Below are 22,376 nucleotides of genomic sequence, written 5' to 3' on the forward strand. Positions count from 1 at the left end.
GATGTAAGTGGCACTCGGGGCCCAGGCGCTGTCATGAATCCCAGCTCCGGCGACCCCTGTCCAGGCCTACTCCGGCGTGTCCACCTTGGTGGGATTGAGCACGCGGGACAGGAAGGACTGCGTGCGTTCGTGCTTGGGGGAGCCGATGACCTCGCGGGCGGGGCCTTCTTCGACCACCACTCCGCCGTCCATGAAGACCACACGGTCGGCGACGTCGCGGGCGAACGACATCTCGTGGGTCACCACGAGCATGGTCATGCCCTCATTCGCGAGCTTGCGCATGATGGCGAGCACGTCACCCACGGTCTCGGGATCCAGGGCCGAGGTGGGCTCGTCGAAGAGCATCAGATCCGGGTTCATGGACAGCGCACGAGCAATGGCCACCCGCTGCTGTTGACCGCCGGAGAGCTGACCGGGGCGCTGCTGCGCCTTCTCGGCCAGGCCCACGCGTTCCAGGTTGGTCATCGCGGTCTGTTCGGCCTCGGACTTGGAACGCTTGAGCACCTTGATCTGCGAGACAGTGCAGTTCTCCAACACCGTCAGGTGGGGGAACAGGTTGAACTGCTGGAACACCATGCCCACGTTGCGGCGCATGGCATCCACATCGATGTCAGGGTCGGTCACGTCGAAACCACTGACCGTGATGTCCCCGGACTGCGGTTCTTCCAGGAGGTTCAGGCAGCGCAGCAGCGTGGACTTACCGGAACCGGAAGGCCCGATCAGGCACACCACTTCACCGGAGTTCACGGTCAGGTCGATTCCGCGCAGCACCTCAAGATCGCCGTAGGCCTTGTTGAGCCCTCGCACGGACACGGCCGGCGTCTCGGCGGGTGTAGATGCCTGAGTGTTTTCGGTTGCAGATGTGGACACCGTGGCTCCTAGGAGGACTTCTTGACGCGGTCGGTCTTGGTTTCAAAGCGGCGGGACAGGATGCCCAGCGGCACGGTGATGATCAGGTAGCAGATACCCGCCGCGACCAGCGGGGTCAGACCCGCGCCGGCACCCGAGATGCCCTCGCGGCCGAACTTGGTGAGCTCGTACTGCGACAGGCCCATGCCCAGCAGATAGACCAGGGAGGAATCCTTGGTCAGCAGGATGACCTCGTTGGTCAGCGGGGGCAGCACGATGCGCAGCGCCTGTGGAATCACAATGGTCACCATGGCGCGGGTGTGGGACATGCCCAGCGAGCGGGCCGCCTCGTACTGGCCCTTGGGCACGGCTTGCAGACCGGCGCGCAATGACTCGGCGATGTACGCCGCCGCCACCACGCCCAACGCGATCATCACGGTCACGTAGTGGTTGAACCTGAAGCCGAACGCCAGCGGAATGCCGTAACCCAATGCCAGGAACACCAACAGCGCCGGAACACCGCGGAAGAACTCGATGTAAAGCGTGGCGATCCACCGATAGGGCGCCACGGAGGAGAGCTTCATGAGCGCCAGGATCACGCCCAGGGTCAGACCCACCACAAAGCCCAGGGCCGTGTAGATGAGCGTGTTCTTCAGAGCAATGGTGATGATCCCGGGGAACTGATCCGCAATCACCGCGGGGTTGAACACTCGTTCGTACAGAACCTGCCAGTCCGCGAGAACGACCAGGGCGATCAACACCAGCACCAACAAGGCGTACTGGATGCCCCTCGACAGCTTGGCGCGCTGCCGGGTGGTCATGGCCATCAGTTTTCTCCCTCAGTCATCACAAAAGTCATCGCAATCGTCACCGCAAAATCTCGTTCAATATCTCGCACTCCGCTGACAACGGGCGTGCCGGGCGAGAGACTCGCCCGGCACCCGTTGTCAATCACATCAAAGCTGGTTCAGGACCTGGTTCGAGGGACCGGATCAGAGACCAATCCACTCTTCGCGCATCTTGTCCATGGTGCCGTCCTCGTTGAGGCGGTCCAGGGTCTTGTTCACGGAATCGAGCAGTTCGGTGTTGCCCTTCTTCACGGCCACACCCAGGTTCTCACCGGTGTCCACGGTCTCGACAATTTCGAGGTCCTCATTCTCGTTGGCGCGGTTGCCCAGCGTGGAGATGTTACCGGACACGGCCTTCACACCGCCGGTCTCCAAGGACTGGAACATGAGCTCCACATCCTCGAACTGCTGAATGGTGGCGCCCTTTTCTTCGGCGTACTTCTCACCGGAGGTGGCCTGCTGGGCCCCCACGGATGCGTCACCGATGGAATCGAAGCTGGTGATACCGGAATCCTTGGTGGTCAACAGGCCGATTTCGTCATTGAAGTACGGCTTGGAGAAGTCCATGGAGGCTTTGCGCTCGTCCGTGATGCCCATGCCGGAGATGACCATTTCGCACTGGTCGGTGTCCAGGGCGGCACCGGACTCCAGGGTCTCGAAGTTGGCCTGGATGAATTCCTTCTCCTTGCCCAGGTCCTTGGCGATCTCGTCCGCCAGGGCCATGTCGAAGCCCACAACTTCGCCGTCGCGCTCGAACTCGAACGGGGGATAGGGCGAGTTGGCGCACACGGTGATCGTGCCGCCCTCGCCGCCCGCCTGGGAATCGGAATCGGACGTGGATTCGCAACCGGTCAGGATCAGGCCGGTTGCGGACAGCACGGCCAGTGCGGGCATTACACGGCGAAGCTTGGACATGGGATCTCCCTCGAAAAGCAAAAGCGCTATCTAGTTTGGGGAAAACCTTACTACGCCGTTATTTCCGGCGACATCAAGCGGCGCCCACGCAGCCCCACGCCCGCGCGAGAGAATCAAACCCGCGTGGCGGGCAACGCCTCGAGCATGGGCCGCAGTTTGGCCCAGGTCTCGGCGAGTTCGGCCTGCGGATCAGATTCCGCGACGATCCCGCAGCCAGCACTCACGCGCGCCTGTTGCGCATCCAACTGTACGGCGCCGCGCAGGGCAATGCCCCATTCGCCGTTACCGGAGGCGTCCAGCCACCCCACGGGCCCGGCATAGAGACCACGGTCCATGCGCTCAAGGTCCTCGATCACACCGCCGGCCACATCGGTGGGCGTCCCGCACACGGCAGCGGTCGGGTGCACGGCCTCGGCCAGTTCCAGCGGGGAGGGCAGGGTGCCGTCCACGCCGGTGCGCAGTTCGGCGCGCACGTCCGAAGCCAAATGCCACACATTGGGCAGGGCCAGGATGAAGGGTTCTTCCTCACCGTGCACGGTCTCCGCGTACGGGGACAGCCCCGCCAGCAGCGAATCCACGGCGAACTTGTGCTCGCGTTGTTGCTTGTCGGAGCCGCCCAGCGTCACACCCGCGAAGTCTTCTGGATTGGCGCCTTCCGGCAGATCGTGCCGGTCCAGTGTTCCTGCAAGCACGCGAGCGGACGCGGTTCCTTGCTTGACGCGGATCAGCATCTCCGGAGTCGCGCCCAGCAACCGCCCAGTGTCCGGATCGTCGATGCCACCGGGCCGCACACAGTACGTCCAACACGAATCGTACCGGTCGCTCAGCCGCACAAGCACCGCACTCAGGTCGATGGGCTGCCCCACATCGACCACAACGTCCCGCGCGAGCACCAGTTTCTCCAGGTCACCGGCCTGAATCATGTCCACACCGTCCGCGACGGCCGCCATCCAGCGGTTCTCGTCGAGGGCGCCCGGGGTCGCGGTGGGGTACGACGACGCCGCACTCGTCGTTTCGGACGAGGGTCGCGTTTCGATCGCGGCCGGTGCCTCGACCACGAGAGCCCGCCAGGCGGCGTCGACGTCGGACTCGGTGAGAGTTTCGGAACCGGGGCGGATCAACGTGACCCACGCGCCGTGGTCATCGGAACCGATAACCAACTCCGGGACCACGAGCCCGGAACTCACGGTGGAGGACGGTGAGAAGGCGAACGCGCCGAAGGCGAGTAGGCCGGTGCCGGGACGGTTGACACGATCGTCCACGCCCGCGGCGTTGCGCACCGCGTCCCACCACACACGAGCGGAGGTGAAGCGGGTGCCACCGCGCACCCGGAACTCGGCGGAACGGCCCAGCCCCAACAATCCCTGACCGCGCAGAATCCACGTGGCCGGATCCGGACTACCCAGCAGGCGGCGGACATCCGGACGGGTCGTGAAATCGGCGGCGGCCTGCACGTCGGTTGCGGGCACCGTGAGAACACTCAAACTGGGCGGGGAAGTATCGATGGTCATTGCCCTCAAGCATAGGACGGCTGCGGGCGGAGAAAGCTCACCGGCAATGACACAATGGACGACGGACCGAGCAGTAACGGCTATGGGCACACGGAGGGCCACGGCAGAGTGAAGGTATTGATCAGCGGGGGAGGGCCCGCCGGAGCCACCGCAGCCTATTGGCTGGCCACCCAGGGAATCTCGGTCACGGTGCTGGAAAAAACCAGCTATCCGCGCGAAAAGGTGTGCGGCGACGGACTGACCCCGCGCGCCGTGAAACAAATGCAGCTCATGGGCCTGCCTCACGACAGCGAGCACGGCTACAAGCGCAACCAAGGGCTGCGACTCGTGGCCGATGGAGGCACCGTGGAATTCCCGTGGCCCGACCTCACCGACTTCCCCTCCTACGGACTGGTGCGCACGCGCGCCGGTTTCGACGAGGACCTCATCCGCCATGCTCAGCGCGCCGGGGCCACCGTGATCGAGCACCGTTCCGTGCAGGACGTGCTGCGTGATGACACCGGGCGGATCATCGGCCTGCGGGCCACCGTGATGGACCCGGCGACCGGGCGCCGCACCTCGGAAACCGAGGACTACCACGCGGATCTCGTGATGGCGGCGGACGGAAACTCGACTCGCACCGCTGTGGCCGCCGGATTGCACCGCCGCAAGGACCGCCCCATGGGCGTGGCCGTGCGCACTTACTACCGCTCCCCGCGCTCCGAACTGGACTGGATGGAGGGCTGGCTCGAACTCGTGGACGGCACCGATCCCAAGCGCTCACTGCTGCCCGGCTACGGCTGGGTCTTCGGCGTGGGCGACGGTACTGCCAACGTGGGCCTCGGCATCCTGGACACCTCGCCCGCCTTCGGGAAACTCGACTACCGTGCCGTGCTGCGCGACTGGGCGGCGTCCATGCCCGCCGAGTGGACCTTCGACCCTGAACATCAAGAGGGCCGCGTGGGTTCGGCGGCACTGCCCATGGCCGCCAACCGCACCCCGCATTACATTCCCGGGCTCATGTTGCTGGGTGACTCCGCCGGACTGGTGTCCCCGTTCAACGGCGAGGGGATTTCCAACGCCATGGAATCCGCGCTGTTCGCCGCATCCTGCGTGGTCGACGCAGCCTCGGCCAATGGCCCGCAGCAGCGCGAGAACGCGCTGGCCCGTTATCCGCACATGGTGCACGACGAATGGGGCGCCCACTTCGTGCAGGGCCGGGCGCTCGCCGAACTCATCGGCCACCCCGCGCTGTTGAGCGCCGGTGTGCGAGCCGGAATGCGGATGCCCCAGCTGATGCGATTCGCGGTGCAGGTCATGACCGAGCTTTCTGATCGCCCCGCCCACACCCTGACCGACCGTGCCGTAGCGCTCATTGATGCGCTGACGCCCGCCCGCTGAATTCTCGATAGAGTGGTACACCGTGACTGAAACCAGCCGACTGAATGGCTCATTGCGTTTGCCCGCAGGATTTGAGCTCATTGCCCAGGACGACCACCTGGGTCCACTTGTCGTGGAATCACTCGCGCAGATCGAAACGCGGCTGGAAGAGGCTCTGCGCTCCACCGATCAACTCGCGGATGTGACCGCCCGTCACCTGCTGCAGGCCGGTGGCAAGCGCGTTCGTCCGTTGCTCACGCTGCTCGCCGCAGAAGCCGCCGGTGAAGTCAACCAGGACGTGATCGAAGCTGCGGCGGTAGTCGAACTGACCCACCTGGCCACGCTCTACCACGACGACGTCATGGATTCGGCCCCCCTGCGCCGCGGTGTGGAGACTGCGCAGACCGTGTGGGGCAATTCCGTTGCCATTCTCACCGGTGACCTGATTTTCGCCCGGGCATCGGCCATGGTGTCCGAACTCGGTCAGGAACCGCTGTTGATCCAGGCCAAGACCTTTGAGCGGCTGGTCATCGGTCAGCTGCAGGAAACCACGGGTCCCGTGGACGGTCAGGATCCCGTGGAGCACTACCTCAACGTGCTGGCCGGCAAGACCGGTTCGCTGATCGCCGCGAGCGGCCAGTTCGGTTCGCTGCTGGGCGGTGCACCGCGAGACGTGATCAACATGATGGTCGAATACGGCGAGAAGGTGGGTCTGGCCTTCCAACTGGCCGATGACATCATCGATCTCACCGGCCACGACGACGTTTCCGGCAAGACTCCGGGCACGGATCTGCGCGAAGGCGTGGACACGCTGCCCGTCCTGCTGTTGCGCCGCGATGCGCAGAGCGCGGACCAGGCCGTGGCGGATTCCGCACGCGAAGTCCTGGAACTCATCGATGGGGACCTCTCCAGCGATGAGGCACTGGCACGGGCCGTGGCCGCCGTCAGTGAGCACCCGGTGTCCGCGGAAGCGTGGGACACGGCCAACCGGTGGGCCGATGACGCCATTGCGGCGATCCAGCCGCTGCCCGAAACCGTGACCAAGGCGGCACTGATCGAATTTGCCCACGCGGTGGTCCACCGAGAAGGCTGATACCTCAGTAAGCTGGGGGCTATCCAAAAACCGCCCCGCGTTACGCTGTGATCCAGACTGATGCTCGGGCGGGATGTGTTCCCCCTGTGAGGATCATCGAATGTCCACAAAACCTTTACGTGGTGGCGCTTCCAACGAGGCTTTCTCGGGACGCACCATGTTCATCTTTGCCGCCATCGGCTCCGCCGTTGGTCTGGGCAATATCTGGCGTTTCCCCTATGTCGCGTATGACAACGGTGGCGGCGCGTTCCTTATCCCTTATCTGGTCGCACTGCTGACTGCCGGCATCCCTCTGTTGATGCTCGACTACGCGGTGGGTCACCGTTACCGTGGCTCCGCGCCCTTGGCGTACCGCCGCTTGCACCCCAAGCTCGAGGCCATCGGTTGGTGGCAGCTGGGCATCTGCGTGATCATCTCGCTGTACTACGCCATCATTCTGGCGTGGGCCATGCAGTACACGATCTTCTCCTTCACCAAGGCGTGGGGAGATGACCCGGCGGCCTTCTTCATGTCCGACTACATGCAGGTCTCCGAAGAAGTCACCATCAGCTTCAACTTCATCTGGCCGGTCTTCATCGCCACCGCCATTGCCTGGTTGGCCCTGTTGGTCGTTCTGATGATGGGCGTGCAGAAGGGCATCGGCCGCATCAACGCGATCCTGATTCCGCTGCTCGTGGTCATGTTCCTGATCATGGTGGGCATCGCTCTGACCCTGCCCGGCGCAGCCGGTGGTCTGGACGCCCTGTTCACTCCATCGTGGGAGGCCCTGGGCGACTCGTCCGTGTGGGTTGCCGCGTACGGACAGATTTTCTTCTCGCTGTCCGTGGGCTTCGGCATCATGATCACCTACGCCGCCTACCTCAAGCCCAAGTCGGACCTGACCGGTTCGGCGTTGGTGGTAGGTTTCGCCAACTCGAGTTTTGAGATTCTGGCGGGTATCGGCGTGTTCGCGGCACTTGGCTTCATGGCCGCCGCTGCGGGCACCGGCGTCGGTGATGTTGCGACCTCGGGTATCGGTCTGGCGTTCATCGCCTTCCCGACCATCATTTCGGAGGCGCCGTTCGGCGTGCTGATCGGTGTGCTGTTCTTCGGCGCGCTGGCCTTCGCAGGCTTCACGTCCATGATCTCGATCGTGGAAGTGATCGTGGCCGGTTTCCGCGACAAGTTGGGCCTGAGCCGCCGCACCGCAGTGGCCGTGGTGGTCATCCCGCTGGCTGCTGTCTCGCTGCTGTTCTTCCCCACGACCACGGGTTTGAACCTGCTGGACGTGACGGACGCATTCGTCAACAACTTCGGCATTGTGGCAGCCGCACTGGTGTCGGTGCTCATGCTGACCGCTGGTTTCTCCGCCCTGCCCACCCTGCGCGATCACCTCAACTCGGTGTCCTCCTTCAAGTTGGGCCGCACCTGGATGATCGTGGCCGGTGCCGTGACACCCGTGGTGCTCGGTTACATGTTGATCGACCAGCTCACGCTGAACCTGGCCGAGGGGTACAACGACATGCCCGCCTGGTTCGTGAACGTGTTCGGTTGGGGCATGGCCGGCAGCCTGGTGGTCATCGCGTACCTGCTGTCCAAGCTGCCCTGGTCCCGTCGCACGGCGGCGGCCTTTACCAGCCCCGCGCCCAGCGTGCAGGACGCTTACCTGGATCGCGACATGCTGACCCAGGACAAGTCCTTCACCCACTACCGAGACACCGCGATGCGCAGCCCGGCGTTGGATCAGGACTACTCATTGCGCGCCATTCAACACGGCACCGTGGTGCACCAGCGCGCTCCCTGGGATGAGGGCAAGGCAACCGCCGACGACGCCCCGGCGTCCCGTTCCGCGGGCCAGCCCACCCATGACAATCACGAAGGAGGTGCCCGATGAGCACCACCGCAATCGTCATGATGGTCGTCGCTATCGTGCTGGTGTGGGGCGGACTTGTGCTCTCCATCATCAACATTCGACGGTCACCGGAAGAGGTCGACGAGCTGGATCCGGACTACCCGGAGCAGCCCGATGGGTTCGGCAACCCGGATCAGCCGGAACAGGGGGAGCGCTCCCGCGTGAGCGAACCGACCCGCTGAGCGGGCGCCGTCGTCACGAGGCGAACGCATGATGAGGGCCGGGGCCAGCCAGGATTCCACGAGGAATCCCGGTGCGCCCCGGCCTTCGCCGCACCCGCGCAGGAGCAGGGGCTAGGCCGCGTCCCGCTCGCGCTGCAGCCTGCGTGCGCGAGGTGCGCGAACGGCGTCGAGAATCATGAGGAGCACGGCGCACCACACGATACCGAAACCGATCCAGCGCTCCAGCGGCATGGACTCGTTGAGCACGGTGATGGCCAAGATGAACTGGCCGATCGGTGCCACGTACTGGATCATGCCTACGGTGCTCAGGGGCAGCCGGGCGGCCGCGGATCCGAAGAGCAGCAGGGGGACCGCCGTGATGATGCCGGAGGACGCCAGCAGCCAGAAGTGGCCCGCGCCCTCGGAGAACAACGTGATCTGACCGTCGGAGTTCAGGAAGAATACGGCCGCCAACGCCAGGGGAGCGATCGCCGCAGTCTCACCGGTAAGCGTGACGAGTGCCGGATAACGGCCGCCGATCGTTGATTTCACCAGCCCGTAGAAGCCGAATGAGAAGGCCAGGGCCAGCGACAGCCACGGCACGGATCCGTAGACCACGGACATGATGAGCACAGCCAGAAAGCCCACCGCTATCGCAGCCCACTGCAGGGGCCGGAGCTTCTCGCGCAGGACGATCACGCCCAGCAGGACCGCCACGATGGGGTTGATGAAGTACCCCAGGGAGGCTTCCAGCGTGTGGCCGGTGGTGGTGGCCACGACGTACAGCAGCCAGTTCGTGGCGATCAGTACACCCGCGATCACCAGCGCAATGACCGCCTTGCCGTCCCGGAAGAGCCGCACCAGCGTGCCCAGGGACCTCGTGAGTGCCAGCAGAATCAGGCAGAACAGCACAGAGAACAGCACCCGCATCGAGACGATCTCGTACGCGGTGGCGGGCAGCAGGAGCACGAAGTACAGAGGCAGCAGGCCCCACAGGCCGTAGGCGCCGAACCCGTACAGAAAACCGGCCCGGGTCCTTTTCTTACGATCAGGTCCCGAGCCGGTCTCAGCGTTATAAGTCACCGTCCGATCCTAACGGCGGACGGCCACTCGATCACACTCCGAAGAAACGACTGAAGAAGCCCTTCTTCTTTTCGCCCTTCTTTTCCAACTGCTCGTTGGTCTCCACTTCTTCGCCGTCGACCACGGCGGGAGCGGAGATGTCCTCGGCGGCATCGGGGCCGGCCACGGTTTCCCGGCGGGCGGCGGCGTCCTGCTCGCGCACCTCACGGATCTCGAGGTCTTCGCGAACCTCCACGACCTCGCGCTCGTCACGTCCACGATCAGCCACGACGGTTTCTTCCTCGCGCGGGATACCCGGCTGGGAAGCAGCCAGGTCCGGCTCGGGGATGCGCGCCATGGTGGTGGTGTCCGGCTGCGGGGACGCCTGCGGGCCCGCAGTGGGCTCGCCCTTGTCTTCCGGATCCGGCAGCACGGTTGTCTGCACACGACCGGGAACGGCCGGTTCCTGGGTGGGCTCCTGGTCGAACGGGCGATCGCCGTCGCGCACCTCGCTCGCGGGAACCGCAACGTCGTCCTCGGGTTGTTCCGGTTCGGGAGCCGAAATGTCCTCGGTGGACAGCTCCTGGGGCAGGGGCTCTTCCTCGGTCGCCGACGCCGCCCTGGCCGCCTCGCGCTCACGACGCTCGTTCTCAGCGGCCTCGCGTTCGCGCTCGTTCTTCTCCTCGGCCTCGGCACGTTGCAGCTCGCCCAGCTGAACGGCGAGCTTCATGGCGACCTGGCGATCCTCGCGCAGGGCCTCGCGGTGGGTCTCGGCCTGGCGCTCGAGCTCCTCGAGTTCCTTCTCACCGACGGAAGGTTCGGCGGGTTCCACCCCGGTGATCTGGTGATCATCGAACCAGAAGCGCTGAGCGCCGTCGTGAACGGTGACCACGCACGTTGCATCCGTGTCCCACTCGACGTGAGCGCCTCGCAGGGCGGCATAGCTGTTCACGGCCAGATTGTGGTCCACGGCGGTGTCGGTGGTCAGGGACTCGCCGATCACCTGCATCATGCGCTGCTCGGTCAGGCGGGGCAGCTCGAAAGCATCGCCCTCGAGCAACAACCACGCGGTGATGTTGCCACCGGCGCGTGCGGGGTAGTGGGCGTACAGACCCGTGACGGCCTTGGAGGCCAAGGTCAAGCGACGTGCCAAGCCATCCTGGATGGGCTGTTCGTCGGTGGTGAGTTCGTCGACTTCCAGCCGCTGGCCGGCCTCCTTGGCCTGGACGGCTGCGGAGACGACCTCAGGGTTGAAGTGACCCAGTTCCTGCCAGGACCAGATCCAGCTACCGCGGGAGGCGGACTCGGTGCCCAACAGGTACGGGGTGAGTGTGACCGGCGGGGTCGTCTGCAGGGTGAACGACGGCGCGGAAAAATCCACGTCCCAATCCGCACCCTGAGACAGTTCCGCCAGCACTGCCTGGTATTCGGTGGAGATGAAAATCGAAGCGTCGATCAGCTCCTGCAACGTTTTTGTCATACCACCCAGGCTAACAACTGGCACGGCCCCTCTGTGCAGCCCATGGCGGTTTTGACCGCGTCTGGCAGAAAGATCTCAGGCTGCTGACGTCGCGGCCGCGTTCGATAGGGTTGTTTGCAGAGGAACGCGGGGGAATCCCGCTCTACCAATGGGCGCCGGTTGCCGGGCCGAAGGGACACCTACTCACCATGACCTCAACTCCGCACGCCGAACAGAACTCCGGTACACGCAGCGAACGAGAGCTGGTGGCGGAGATCGGGCGTTGGGTGCTGTCCGTGCTTCGGACCGAGTCCGGCTGGGACTCCATGCGTGTCGATTTCAAGCCGCAGGGTGATCGCGTGTACTTGCGAGTTGCGGAGAACCGGGACGGCACGGCTATCCCCGGTGCGGCCGGGCCCATTAAACAGGGCAGCCCCGTGTTGGATTCACTCGAAGAGTTGCAACGCAGTTGCTACCTCAAGGGACGCGGGACGTGGTTCTCCACAAGCGTCACGATCGCTGCGAAGGGTTGGCCAGACCCTGAATACCGATTCGCCGCTCGGTACAACTACCACGACCTGCCACCGCAATTCTCGAACGAAGGCCGGTACGGAGCCCAGGACATTGCCACGCATCTCGGCACCTACCCTCGCACCGTGGCACGCACGCCCGAGTGGGCCATCGGCATCACGGGGGAACAGGGAATCGACCTCGAGTTCGTCGACCCCGCCGAGGACCAGAGCGCCCAGGCCGACGACGCCCACCCCCGGTTGCGCGCGGCCATCGCCCAGTACGTCGCGAACCCCGTGGACCAGGCCATGGCCAATGTGCTCCGCGAGGCCATGACCGGAATGGTGCTGCTGGACATCACCGGTTCCGACCTGGTGCCGGGCGAAGACGGCCAGCCTGTGGGTCCGGAATCCAATATTCGTGTGCAGGCCTTGGGGCAGAAGGACGGCACCCGTGCGTTGGCGGTCTACACGACCACCGAAGAAGCGCGCACGGTGTTCCGTGAGAACAACAAGGACTCCGAGAAGACCGAACCCGTGCTGTTCCGACAGCCGTCCGGGGCCGTGCTCAACATGGTCGCCACGGACCCGCAGTACGACGAGCTGGTGTACGACCCCGGGGGAGAAAACCCCATGCGCATCAAGCGCGAACAAATCGAATGGGTCAACAGGACCCCGCAGAACCGACCGGTCAAGGAAGCCCTGCTGGACAACAACATGTCCGGCTTGCTCGCAGCCGTCCTCAACCCCAACGGTCAGTTGTTGTTCGGAACACGGGATCAGGACGGCAAGTCCATGCCGGTGATGGTCCAACCGGAGGACCCCAACGCGGCGCCGGACACCATCATGGTGTTCACCTCCGCCGCGGAAATTGCGGCCCTGGACACCAGCCTGCAGGTTCGCGCGGCACCCTCGCGTGAGGTGTTGAAGTTCGTGGTGGATTCGGGTGCGGCGGGCATGTGCGTGAATGCGCTGCCGCCGGTGGCTACGATTCCCACCCAGCAGTTGCGAGAGCTTCTCGACCTGGTCGCACAGCAGGAGAACCAACAGCAAGACGAACAGCACTAATGGCCACGCTGCTGTACCGGGTAGGCGCCTGGTGTGCCCGGAAAGCTCCGGCCGTCATGATCGTGTGGCTCATGATCCTTGCACTCGCCGGAGCAGCGGCATTCGTGTTCGCCAAGGGAACCAGTAGCCAGTACTCGGTTCCGGACGCCCCGTATCAGCGGGTGCTGGACGAGATGAACGAGCGCATGCCGGAGGCCACCTTCGGCTCAGGCACCGTGGTGTTCCGTACGACGGGCGGTCAAGCGTTTTCCGAGAAGGAGCGGGAAGAGATCACTTCGGCCCTGGACGGTGCCGTTGAGGACGTCCCGGTCATTTCTTCGATCACGGACCCCTTCGAGGCCCAAGAGCAACTGGACGGCGCCGCGCGGAGCGTGGCCGAGGGGCAGCAACAACTGGACTCGGGTCAAGACGAGCTCCAACGTGGCGAACGTGAGCTCGAGCAGCAGCGCCGCGACTTGGACCGCGCTTCGCAACAGCTGGACCGGTCCCTGGAGCAGTTGCCGGGAAACCCGAGTAGAGAGCAAGCGGCTCAGGCGAATCCCGCCATGGCCGATCAGATCGAGCAACTCGAGGACGGCCAGAGTCAACTTGAGCAGGGCGAGGCCCAGCTCCGGGACTCCCGGCAGGAACTCGAGTCACGGTCGGAAGAACTGAGTACGGCCCAGCGTCAGACGGCGCTCACCGAGGAACAACGATTCGTCAACGAGGACGGGACAGTCGCCCGAGGGGTCGTGGATTTCTCGGAGAGCACCACGTCCATGAGCGCTGAAGAACGCGATCACGTCACCTCGGCGATCAGTGGGGCGCTGCCAGCAGGTGTCGTTGCAGACTATTCCGTGGAGATCACCCAGGACGTCTCAGGGCTCGTGGGCTCCACGGAGCTGATCGGTATTGCGGTGGCGGCCGTCGTCCTGTTCATCGTGCTGGGCAGTATCGTCATGGCCGGGCTGCCCGTGGTCAGCGCCGTGATCGGGTGCGGCACCGGAGTGGCCCTGGTCTACGCGTTGTCCTCCGTGGTGGACATGACCGCCACCGATCCGGTGCTCGCACTCATGCTGGGCATGGGCCTGGGGATCGACTACGCACTGCTCATCACCCACAGACACCGCACCAACGTGCTCGACGGAATCCCGCTGCGGGAATCCATCGCGCGGGCCACCGGCACCGCGGGCACGTCCGTGCTCTTCGCGGGCTTGACCAACGTGATTGCCCTGGCGGCCCTGGCCACCGTGGGCATCCCCTTCCTGGGGACCATGGGCTTGGCCGGCGCTGGCACCGTCATGCTCGTCATCCTGGCCTCGGTCACCGTGACCCCGGCGTTGTTGTCCCTGGTCGGCCACCGTGCAGTGCCCGCCAAGAAATGGCGCGAGCGCGGGTTCACCGAAAACGGCGAGAAGGTGGCTCGACAACGTGAGGTGGGCCCAGCGGCGTCGGCGGGTGAGCTGGCTTCCCGAATGTCCGCGCGAGCCCAGGCCCAGCGCATCGAAGCCGATGTCCGGCGCGAGGCCCTGGCTGCCGGCAACGAACCGGAAGCCCTCGCCCTGGCGCGCGCCAACAAGGGGTGGGGTGCGTTCGTGACGCAGCACCCCATTGCGATGATCGCTGTGGCAGTGGTCGTGCTTCTGGCCCTGGCACTGCCGGCTATGCAATTGCGGCTCGGCCTGCCCGACGGCGCCGCGGAACCTCCCGGGTCCACCGCCAACACCGCCTACCACGTGGTCTCCGAGAACTTCGGCGCGGGGGCCAACGCTCCCATCGTCACCATGGTGTCGCTGCCGGATGAAAGCCCGACCCGCGAGCGGGCCAACGCCGCGGCCGTGGATGCCGCCGAGTACATCGCTGGCATGGACGGTGTGGTTACCGCGGTGCCGGCAACCATCAGCGACGACTTCCGCACCGCGCTCGTGACCGTGACACCGGAGACCGGTCCGGCGGATTCTCGCACCGAAGAACTCGTCAAGGACCTGCGGGACCAGCGTGAGGAGATTCAGGACGCGACCGGCACCGACGTGGGATTCACCGGGCAGACCGTGGCCAACATCGACATCTCGGACACGCTCAACGCCGCCCTGCCCGTCTACATGGCCATTGTGCTGGTGCTGTGCCTGGTCATCATGCTGCTGGTGTTCCGCTCGATCTGGGTGCCCGTGATGGCCACGCTGGGCTTCATCTTCTCCACCGTCGCTAGTTTCGGCGCGGTGGTCATGGTCTACCAAATGGGCTGGGGAGCTGACTTCTTCGGCGTGCACGACCCCGGACCCATTCTGGCGTTCCTGCCCATCCTGCTGGTGGGGGTGCTGTTCGGGCTGTCCGTGGACTATCAGATCTTCATTGTCTCGGGCATGCGCGAGGCGTACATGCGAGGCTTCGAGGCGCACGACGCCGTGCGGGTCGGTTATCGACAGGGCGGCACCGTGGTGACCGCGTGCGGTGTGATCATGGTGTCCGTTTTCGCAGGCTTCATCTTCGCCCACGTGTCCGTGGTGCGGCCCATCGGGTTCGCCCTGGCGTTCGGCGTGGCCATGGATGCGTTCCTGATTCGCACCACGTTCATCCCCGCCACCATGCAGCTGCTCGGCAAACACGCGTGGTGGCTGCCGCGCTGGCTGGACCGGATCCTGCCCAACGTGGACGTGGAAGGCGAGAAACTCAATGAGCGTCTTGCCGCCGAAGACCGGAAGGGCCGGGAGATGTTGGTCGAGACCGTCTGAGGCGGCGGCGTCGTCCATGAGGCCGCGGAATGGGTCGGGACAAGGTGGGCCAGGAGGCAGTTGACCGGGAACAAGGAAGTGGCCCCGGAACGAGTAAGGTCCCGTCCCCGCGTGAAGTGGGAACGGGACCTTCTGCTCGGTGACTGGCCGATCAGCTACTGACCGGCCCGAGAGAACGAACGATCAGATGCCGTACGCGTCGTTGCCAGCATCGCGAGCAACGGCCTCGCGTACGCGTTTGCCGAGGTCGGCGTCAACGTTCTCCCAGTATTGGAAGGCGCGTTCCTGGATGGCCTCGTCGGCCACGTCACCCACGTGACCCGCGATGTTTTCGATCGTCATGGCCTTCTCTTCGTCGTTGAAGACCTCGCGGTACAGCGTGCCCGCCTGACCGAAGTCATCGTCTTCGGAGTGCAGGGTGGCCGCGGCGCGCAGCATATCACCGTCGGATTCCCAACGCAGCTCATCAGCGGCATCCTTGCCACCGGCAACCGGGCCACCCGTGGTGTTGGGGGCGTAAACCGGCTGATTGGGGTGCTTGAACGAGTAGCGCATGGGGCCGTCGTGCGAGTAGGAGTTCTGCTCGGAACGGTACGGGTAGTTCACGGGCAGATCCGCGAAGTTCGCACCAATGCGGTGACGGTGGGTGTCCGGGTAGGAGAACACGCGGGTCATCAGCATCTTGTCCGGGGAGATCTCCACGCCCGGGACCGTATTACCCGGGGAGAACGCAGCCTGCTCGATCTGAGCGAAGTAATTCAGGGGGTTCTGGTTCAGGGTGAACTTACCCACCTTAATGCGGGGGTAGTCCTTCTTGGAGACCGTCTTGGTGACGTCGAACGGGTTGAACCGGTAGGCCTTGGCGTCCTCGTACGGCATGATCTGCACGTACACGGTCCACGAAGGGAAGTCGCCGTTCTCGATGGCTTCGTAGAGATCGCGGCGGTGGGCATCTGCGTCCGCGCCGGCGATTTTCTCCGCCTCATCACCGGTCAAGCATTCGACGCCCTGGTCCGAAACGAAGTGGTACTTGACCCAAAAACGTTCGCCGGCCGCGTTGACCCATTGGAAGGTGTGCGAGCCGTAACCGTTCATGTGACGGTAGGACCTGGGGATACCGCGGGGGCCCATCAGATAGGTCACCTGGTGCGCGGACTCGGGGGACTGGGTCCAGAAATCCCACTGCATGGTGTTGTCACGCAGTGCCGAGCCCGGAAGCCGCTTCTGGGAGTGGATGAAGTCCGGGAACTTGATGCCGTCACGGACGAAGAAGACCGGGGTGTTGTTACCCACGATGTCGAAGTTGCCGTCGGTCGTGTAGAACTTCAGCGAGAAACCACGGGGATCGCGCCAGGTATCCGGAGACCCCTGCTCGCCGGCCACCTGCGAGAAACGAGCCAGCATAGGAGTCTTGGTACCCGGCTGGAACACGGCAGCTTTGGTGTATTGGGAGACGTCCTCGGTGATTTCGAGTTCACCGAAAGCACCGGAGCCCTTGGCATGCACCACTCGCTCCGGAACGCGCTCGCGGTCAAAAGCCGCGAGCTTCTCGACCACGTACGAGTCATGGAGAACGATGGGGCCGTCAGCACCGACGGACAGCGAGTGCTCGTCGGACGCTACTTTCTTCCCCAATTGGTCGGTGGTGGCCGAGCCAGTCATTCGCAGGCCGTGTTCATGGGGAGTGGTGTCAGACATGGTTCCTCCTGGGTGATGGACGGGATCCGACGGACGTGCGGTCAATTACTGAACGGCGGAGCTGTTCGCCATGTCTTGCTGACATTGCGCGCAGATCCCCCGATACACCACCTCGGCGGACAGCAGTTTCATGCCGTGGTCCTCCGAGGGCGTGAGGCACGGCGAGTGCCCCACCGCGCACGCGACATCCGCGATCATTCCGCAGTTGATGCAATACGCGTGATGGTGGTTGTCTCCGGTGCGGGTTTCGTAGCGCGCAGGAGAACCGGGCGGTTCGAACTTGGACACCATGCCAATGGCCGTGAGATCCGCGAGGACCACGTAGATGGACTGAACAGAGATGTTCGGTAGGACCTGACGGACCCGCCGTACGGTGTCGTCCGCCGTGGCGTGAGGCATTGCGTCCACCGCGTCGAGTACCGCGAGACGTTGTTTGGTGACCCTGCGTCCGTTCGAACGCAGCTGCTCGGCCCACTCCTGCTGTGAGGGGTGGCTTGCGCCTGTCTGCGTGGTCTCCATGGCAACCACCATAACTTTATTTTGAGTAGCTCACAATAGAGCTGAGTGGCGTGCGTCTCACTCGGAGGGTTCCAAAAATCTTTTCGGTTTTCGCGTCACGATTCGGACGTTCGGCTGTCTACATAGTGAATCTCGCGCGGGCTGCGTGTGATTCCGGACGGCCTTTTCGCTCGGAGGTCGCCGTACCGCCGCAGTCGGAGCACAAGGACCGGGGAGGGCCCTGCGTCGCGGTGGGCTAGAGCGACCAACTTCCGAGTGGGCTGCTCGGGATGGGGGAGAGACGGGTGACATAGGAGACGGGGGTGCGGACGAGGGGAGACACCGCACCCCCGGCCCACCTCTTGAAACACTTGGTATCGGTTTTGTCACAGTCGGTATCTCAAGCCATGTAGTGCCGGTGTGCTGACACAATAGATGGACCTGTCAGCACCCTTAAGGCGCCATGGAACATCACCGACGTCCCACTCCGAGGGACGGCCAGCAGAATTCGACACCAGCGGCCAACGACGAGCCGTTGCTCGACGCTGTCCGAAACGGGGATAACCAGGCGTTCGGTGAGCTGTACGAGCGTCATCGTGGCGCGGTGTTCGCCGTAGCCCGTTTACACACCCACAGCCAGGCCGAGGCCGAGGACATCACCTCGGAGGCCTTCACACGTGTGCTCGCGCTCCTGAAATCCGGTGGTGGTCCGCGACAGTTCTTGCGCGCCTACCTTGTCACCGCCGTTTCACGCTTGGCCGCCGATCGGGCCAATGACCTCAATCGCACCCAACCGCAGGAACCCCAAGAGCAGGGCAAACTGGATCGTGTCCAGCTCTTCGACGACACCCTGGTGCGACAGGTCGACGCCGCCGTGGTTGCCAGGGCTTTCGCCTCACTGCCCGAGCGTTGGCAAGAGGTGCTGTGGTACCTGGAGATCGAGGGATATCGGCCCCGTCAGGTCGCCTCCGCGGTGGGTATGCAACCCAACGCTGTTTCCGCACTGGGAAAGCGCGCCCGCGATGGCCTCCGCACCGCGTACATGCAGCAGCACGTGTCCGCTCAGGCGCTCGAGGAATGCGGTGAATACTCCGCGCAGCTGGGAGCGTTCGTGCGCGGCACGCTCACCCCGTCCAAGATGAAGCTCATGCAGGACCACCTCGATTCCTGCGAACGGTGCACCGCCGAATACCTCCAGCTCCAGGACCTGGGTGTGGGCCTGCGCGGCTGGATCCTGCCCATCCTGGCTGGTTTGCCTCTCTGGGGCGATGCCTCGGAGCGGCTCATTGCCGCACTCGGCACGGCGGGTGCCGGGGGCGCCGCTGGCGTCTCGGGTTGGTTGTCCGGGACGACGGCGCCGCTCGGGGCCGGTGCCGAGGGCGCCTCAGTTCCTGCAGTGGCCACGGCCACGTCTGTAGGCAGCGCGGGAGCGGCGGCGTCGGGGGCGGTCGCCACTACTGCAGCCGGCGGGTTCCTGGCAGGCTCGGCCACCAAGGTCATTCTCGCGGCGGCTGGTGTAGCCGTTGCCGGAGCGGGCACCGCGGGCATCGTGACTGCGGTCCAACCGGACTCGTCCGAAGTAGAGATCACACGGCAGGCGCAGCCGGCCACGGATGGGCCCGCCGGAGTCGGCACGGGAGAGGGCGCATCTACCGGTGATACCGCCGGGGGTTCTGCTGGCTCTGCGGACGGGTCCTCGGATGTTGACTCCGGTGGCGGCCCAGGTTCTTCTGCCGGATCCGATACCTCCGATGAAGCCGAGGGTCAGGCGGAAGCCGGTGGCAACGGCAAAGCTGATCCCCCCACTGGCGATTCCGGCGGCCGCCAAGCAAACGCGGGTGCCGATAAGGCAGAAGGCGAATCCAACGGCGGATCGGACGGGAAAGAATCCGATGTGACCGGTGCGCCGCTGGGGGCACAAAGTCCGAGTGTTGGCGGTGAGAGAGCCAGCGGCGAGCAGCCCGGTGACGTCCTCGCTGGTACTGGTGCGTTACTGCCCCCGTACTCGGACCGGGACTCGGGCCCGGACTCGTCGTCTTCGAGAGATACCCCTTCGGGCATCGACATGCCCTCGTTGCCTGGGGATACCGATATTCCCCAGCTCGAAGTACCATTCATTCCCACCCTGCCGGGCCCTGAGCTGCCTCTTGAACCTCCGGTTTCGGAAGATACGGGTCCTCCGGACGGCCCGGTTGTGGACCCGCTTGACGGTGATGAAGAAGATGGGACGCCCGAGATCCCCGGGCCCATTGACACTTCGGATCCGTTGATCACTCCTGTTCCCGAAGTACCTGTCCCTGAAGCACCTGGCATTGAAGACCCAGTGCCCGGCGATCCTGTCATTGAAGACCCAGTACCCGGCGATCCTGTACCCGGCGATCCGGATACAGACGATCCAGGTACGGATATTCCAAGTACGGATATTCCAGGTACGGATGTCCCAGAGCTCCCGGGCGAGGACAACAGCGGAAACGACAGCCCAGGGAATTCTGGTAACCCGGGCAACGGCAACGGCAACGGCAACGGCAACGGGAATGGGAACGCGGCACCTGAGGGAACCGGCAATACGAACCCGGGCATTCCGCAACCCCAGCCGGGCGCCCCGGAGGTGGGCGCGCCGGTGAGGCCGGGAGCGCCGTCGTTGCCTGAAATCCCGCCGCTGGACGGGCCGGGCACCCAACCCACCGCTCCCGCGGTGAATCCCAATGCGCCGTCGCCAGCTGTACCGACTGTTGAACCCGTGGTGCCCCCGGCTGAGGACGTGGGCGATCGAAACGCGGATAGCGCGGAGAATCCCGGCGATGTCACAGGCTGGTGGGGAACACTTCCAGAAGGTTGGACGTTGTCCGAATGGATCGTCATTGTCTTTACCGGCGGGCGCCCGTGATCTGTGCGTAGTAATGCCGGTGCGGAGGAGAAGGTGGAATGCACAAGCATTACAACGGGCTGAAAACCGTGCTGCTGTTGGGTGGCATGTGGGCGGTGCTGCTGGCCATCGGCGCAATCATTGCCGGTGCAACGCGCAGCTCGGTGTTCATCGTGATTTTTGCCGTAATTGGCCTGGTCGGTACCGCGTACAGCTACTGGAACTCCGACAAACTGGCCATCCGTTCCATGCGTGCGATCCAGGTGACGCCGCAGCAGGCGCCCACCATGTACCGCATCGTGCATGAGCTCTCCCAGCGGGCGGGCCAGCCCATGCCGCGTTTATACATTGCCCCCACTATGAGCCCCAATGCCTTTGCGACCGGACGCAACCCGGAGAATGCCGCCGTGTGCTGCACTGAAGGCATTCTGCAGATCTTGGACGAACGGGAACTCAGGGGAGTGCTGGGCCACGAGTTGATGCACGTTTACAACCGGGACATCCTGACTTCATCGGTAGCCGCGGCCGTTGCGGGTCTGATCACGTCGGCGGCGCAGTTCTTGCAGTTCGCCGCCATCTTTGGTGGCCGCGGCGGTGACCGTGGGGGAAACCCGTTGGTCGCGCTGCTCATGGCATTCCTGGCACCCGTGGCGGCCATGGTCATTCAGATGGCCATCTCGCGGACCCGCGAATACGACGCCGACCAAGACGGGGCTCAGCTGACCGGTGACCCCCTCGCACTTGCTTCGGCGCTGCGCAAGATTGAGGGTGGTGCCTCCCAGCGCCCCATGAATCCCAACGATCAGAAGGTGGTCAACACCTCGCACCTGATGATCGCCAACCCGTTCCGCGGTGGCGGCCTCAAGAGCATGTTCCGCACTCACCCGTCGACCGATGACCGGGTGGCACGCCTGGAGAACATGGCGCGTAGCGGCGGTTACTACGGTCGCTAATCGATTCAAGATGAAGGTGCGGCCGCGACTTAATTCGCGGCCGCACCTTCATTTACGTTAAGGCTCGTTTTACCCTACGCAAAACACCATAGACTCGTGGATGTTTGTCAATGAGGCCTTCGAGGCGGCGATATCGATGTTTATAATCGGTGAGTTCGTCCGTTCTCTCGAACCATGCGCTAAAGAGGAGATTCGCATTGTCGATATACAGCGCCGAATTATTTCTCATGATCTTCGCGTAGGTGGCAACTAATTCGTCACGTGTGAACACGCTGTTCAACGAGTCAGCGCGGATACGGTACCGGAAAAGAACTTCATCGATCCGATGTACTCCGCGTCCCAATCCAACGATTTTCAGCCAAAAGTCGTGGTCTTCACGAAAATGTAGAGTTTCATCATAACCTCCCACGGTGAACCAGTCTTGTTTTCGAAACAAGGTGGTTGCAAAGATGATGCCTTCGGTTAGCATCAACTTTAGCGAATATGGGGGAAGTTGCCATGGCCCGGTAGCGTCGCCCATGAATTCTGCCTGTGCATAAACTATCCCAATCGTGGGCTCACTATCTAGTATCTGCGCCGCTTTTGATACGTAAGTGGGGGCAATATAGTCGTCCGCGTCCACGGGGAGGATGTAATCGCCCGTTGCTGCGGTGATGCCGACATTCCGAGCTGCCGCCGACCCTGCATTGTCTTGTCGAATAACTTTGACCCCGTGCCATGGAGGGTTCTCCATGAGAGCTATGGTCTTGGGGTCCGTTGAGCCGTCGTCGACAATGATCACCTCTAGATCAGGGTGATCTTGGTTCAGAACCGAATGCACGGCTTCATCTACCCATTCATGGGCGTTGTAAACCGGCTCTTCACAATCGAGGGTGTAGTTGCGGTCTGAAGCCGCCGGCCTCGAGCAGGCTGCGGGCGATGTAGT

At 64.0% G+C, this 22,376-nt stretch carries 17 protein-coding genes; 8 read left to right on the forward strand and 9 right to left on the reverse strand.

Annotation, left to right across the window (positions count from 1 at the left end; translation table 11 throughout):
* Window positions 1–66: 66 nt before the first annotated feature.
* From RF638_RS07290 to RF638_RS07305, 4 genes are all read right to left on the reverse strand, one after another.
* Window positions 67–870, reverse strand: coding sequence for an amino acid ABC transporter ATP-binding protein (locus RF638_RS07290; protein ID WP_095796511.1), 804 nt, complete (start codon window positions 868–870; stop codon window positions 67–69).
* Between the two features lie 8 nt (window positions 871–878).
* Window positions 879–1,676 (reverse strand): amino acid ABC transporter permease, encoded by a 798-nt coding sequence (locus RF638_RS07295; RefSeq protein ID WP_095796512.1) that lies wholly within the window; start codon window positions 1,674–1,676, stop codon window positions 879–881.
* Between the two features lie 165 nt (window positions 1,677–1,841).
* Complete coding sequence (locus RF638_RS07300; protein ID WP_315279928.1) at window positions 1,842–2,612, reverse strand: ABC transporter substrate-binding protein; 771 nt, start codon at window positions 2,610–2,612, stop codon at window positions 1,842–1,844.
* A gap of 113 nt (window positions 2,613–2,725) precedes the next feature.
* Entirely contained in the window at window positions 2,726–4,123 is a 1,398-nt protein-coding gene (locus RF638_RS07305; RefSeq protein ID WP_368841679.1) for an isochorismate synthase MenF, read from the reverse strand.
* A 108-nt stretch (window positions 4,124–4,231) separates the two neighbouring features.
* Here RF638_RS07305 and RF638_RS07310 point away from each other — a divergent pair, with 108 nt between their 5' ends.
* The 4 genes from RF638_RS07310 (at window position 4,232) to RF638_RS07325 (ending at window position 8,648) form a co-directional block, all read left to right on the forward strand.
* Window positions 4,232–5,503: a geranylgeranyl reductase family protein gene (locus RF638_RS07310; RefSeq protein WP_368841680.1), complete on the forward strand. Its 1,272-nt coding sequence runs from the start codon at window positions 4,232–4,234 to the stop codon at window positions 5,501–5,503.
* A gap of 22 nt (window positions 5,504–5,525) precedes the next feature.
* Window positions 5,526–6,575, forward strand: a complete 1,050-nt coding sequence (locus RF638_RS07315; protein ID WP_254049232.1) for a polyprenyl synthetase family protein — start codon at window positions 5,526–5,528, stop codon at window positions 6,573–6,575.
* A gap of 100 nt (window positions 6,576–6,675) precedes the next feature.
* Complete coding sequence (locus tag RF638_RS07320; protein WP_095796516.1) at window positions 6,676–8,448, forward strand: sodium-dependent transporter; 1,773 nt, start codon at window positions 6,676–6,678, stop codon at window positions 8,446–8,448.
* Complete coding sequence (locus RF638_RS07325; protein ID WP_095796517.1) at window positions 8,445–8,648, forward strand: methionine/alanine import family NSS transporter small subunit; 204 nt, start codon at window positions 8,445–8,447, stop codon at window positions 8,646–8,648. Before RF638_RS07320 ends, RF638_RS07325 begins: the two co-directional genes overlap by 4 nt.
* 111 nt (window positions 8,649–8,759) lie before the next feature.
* Here the strand turns inward: RF638_RS07325 and rarD are convergent, their stop codons facing one another.
* Both rarD and RF638_RS07335 read right to left on the reverse strand, forming a co-directional pair.
* Window positions 8,760–9,710 carry an EamA family transporter RarD gene (gene rarD, locus RF638_RS07330; protein WP_129701768.1) on the reverse strand — a complete coding sequence of 317 codons (951 nt, stop codon included), beginning with the start codon at window positions 9,708–9,710 and terminating at the stop codon, window positions 8,760–8,762.
* Between the two features lie 31 nt (window positions 9,711–9,741).
* A complete protein-coding gene (locus tag RF638_RS07335) occupies window positions 9,742–11,169 on the reverse strand; it encodes a DUF6882 domain-containing protein (RefSeq protein ID WP_259915705.1) in 1,428 nt (475 codons plus the stop codon).
* Between the two features lie 188 nt (window positions 11,170–11,357).
* Between RF638_RS07335 and RF638_RS07340 the strand changes: the two genes are divergently transcribed.
* Both RF638_RS07340 and RF638_RS07345 read left to right on the forward strand, forming a co-directional pair.
* Window positions 11,358–12,725 (forward strand): SseB family protein, encoded by a 1,368-nt coding sequence (locus RF638_RS07340; RefSeq protein ID WP_095796520.1) that lies wholly within the window; start codon window positions 11,358–11,360, stop codon window positions 12,723–12,725.
* A complete protein-coding gene (locus tag RF638_RS07345) occupies window positions 12,725–15,436 on the forward strand; it encodes an MMPL family transporter (RefSeq protein ID WP_368629440.1) in 2,712 nt (903 codons plus the stop codon). The genes RF638_RS07340 and RF638_RS07345 overlap by 1 nt, the downstream gene beginning before the upstream one ends.
* A 183-nt stretch (window positions 15,437–15,619) precedes the next feature.
* Here RF638_RS07345 and RF638_RS07350 read toward each other — a convergent pair whose 3' ends face one another.
* Together RF638_RS07350 and RF638_RS07355 are read right to left on the reverse strand one after the other, a co-directional pair.
* Window positions 15,620–17,134 carry a catalase gene (locus RF638_RS07350; RefSeq protein ID WP_368841681.1) on the reverse strand — a complete coding sequence of 505 codons (1,515 nt, stop codon included), beginning with the start codon at window positions 17,132–17,134 and terminating at the stop codon, window positions 15,620–15,622.
* A gap of 45 nt (window positions 17,135–17,179) precedes the next feature.
* On the reverse strand, window positions 17,180–17,653 hold the full coding sequence (locus RF638_RS07355) for a Fur family transcriptional regulator (protein WP_095796657.1): 474 nt from the start codon (window positions 17,651–17,653) through the stop codon (window positions 17,180–17,182).
* A 442-nt stretch (window positions 17,654–18,095) separates the two neighbouring features.
* On the opposite strand from RF638_RS07355, the gene RF638_RS07360 reads away from it, so the two are divergent.
* Window positions 18,096–20,519 (forward strand): sigma-70 family RNA polymerase sigma factor, encoded by a 2,424-nt coding sequence (locus RF638_RS07360; RefSeq protein ID WP_368841682.1) that lies wholly within the window; start codon window positions 18,096–18,098, stop codon window positions 20,517–20,519.
* Between the two features lie 38 nt (window positions 20,520–20,557).
* Window positions 20,558–21,451: a zinc metalloprotease HtpX gene (gene htpX / locus RF638_RS07365; protein WP_368841683.1), complete on the forward strand. Its 894-nt coding sequence runs from the start codon at window positions 20,558–20,560 to the stop codon at window positions 21,449–21,451.
* Between the two features lie 52 nt (window positions 21,452–21,503).
* Here htpX and RF638_RS07370 read toward each other — a convergent pair.
* Window positions 21,504–22,376, reverse strand: an 873-nt coding sequence (locus RF638_RS07370; RefSeq protein WP_368841685.1) for a glycosyltransferase family A protein, incomplete at its 5' end; no start/stop codon positions are given.

Origin of the sequence: Kocuria sp. CPCC 205235 (assembly GCF_040980905.1) — a bacterium.
In the GTDB taxonomy this organism is placed as follows: Bacteria; Actinomycetota; Actinomycetes; order Actinomycetales; family Micrococcaceae; genus Kocuria; species Kocuria carniphila.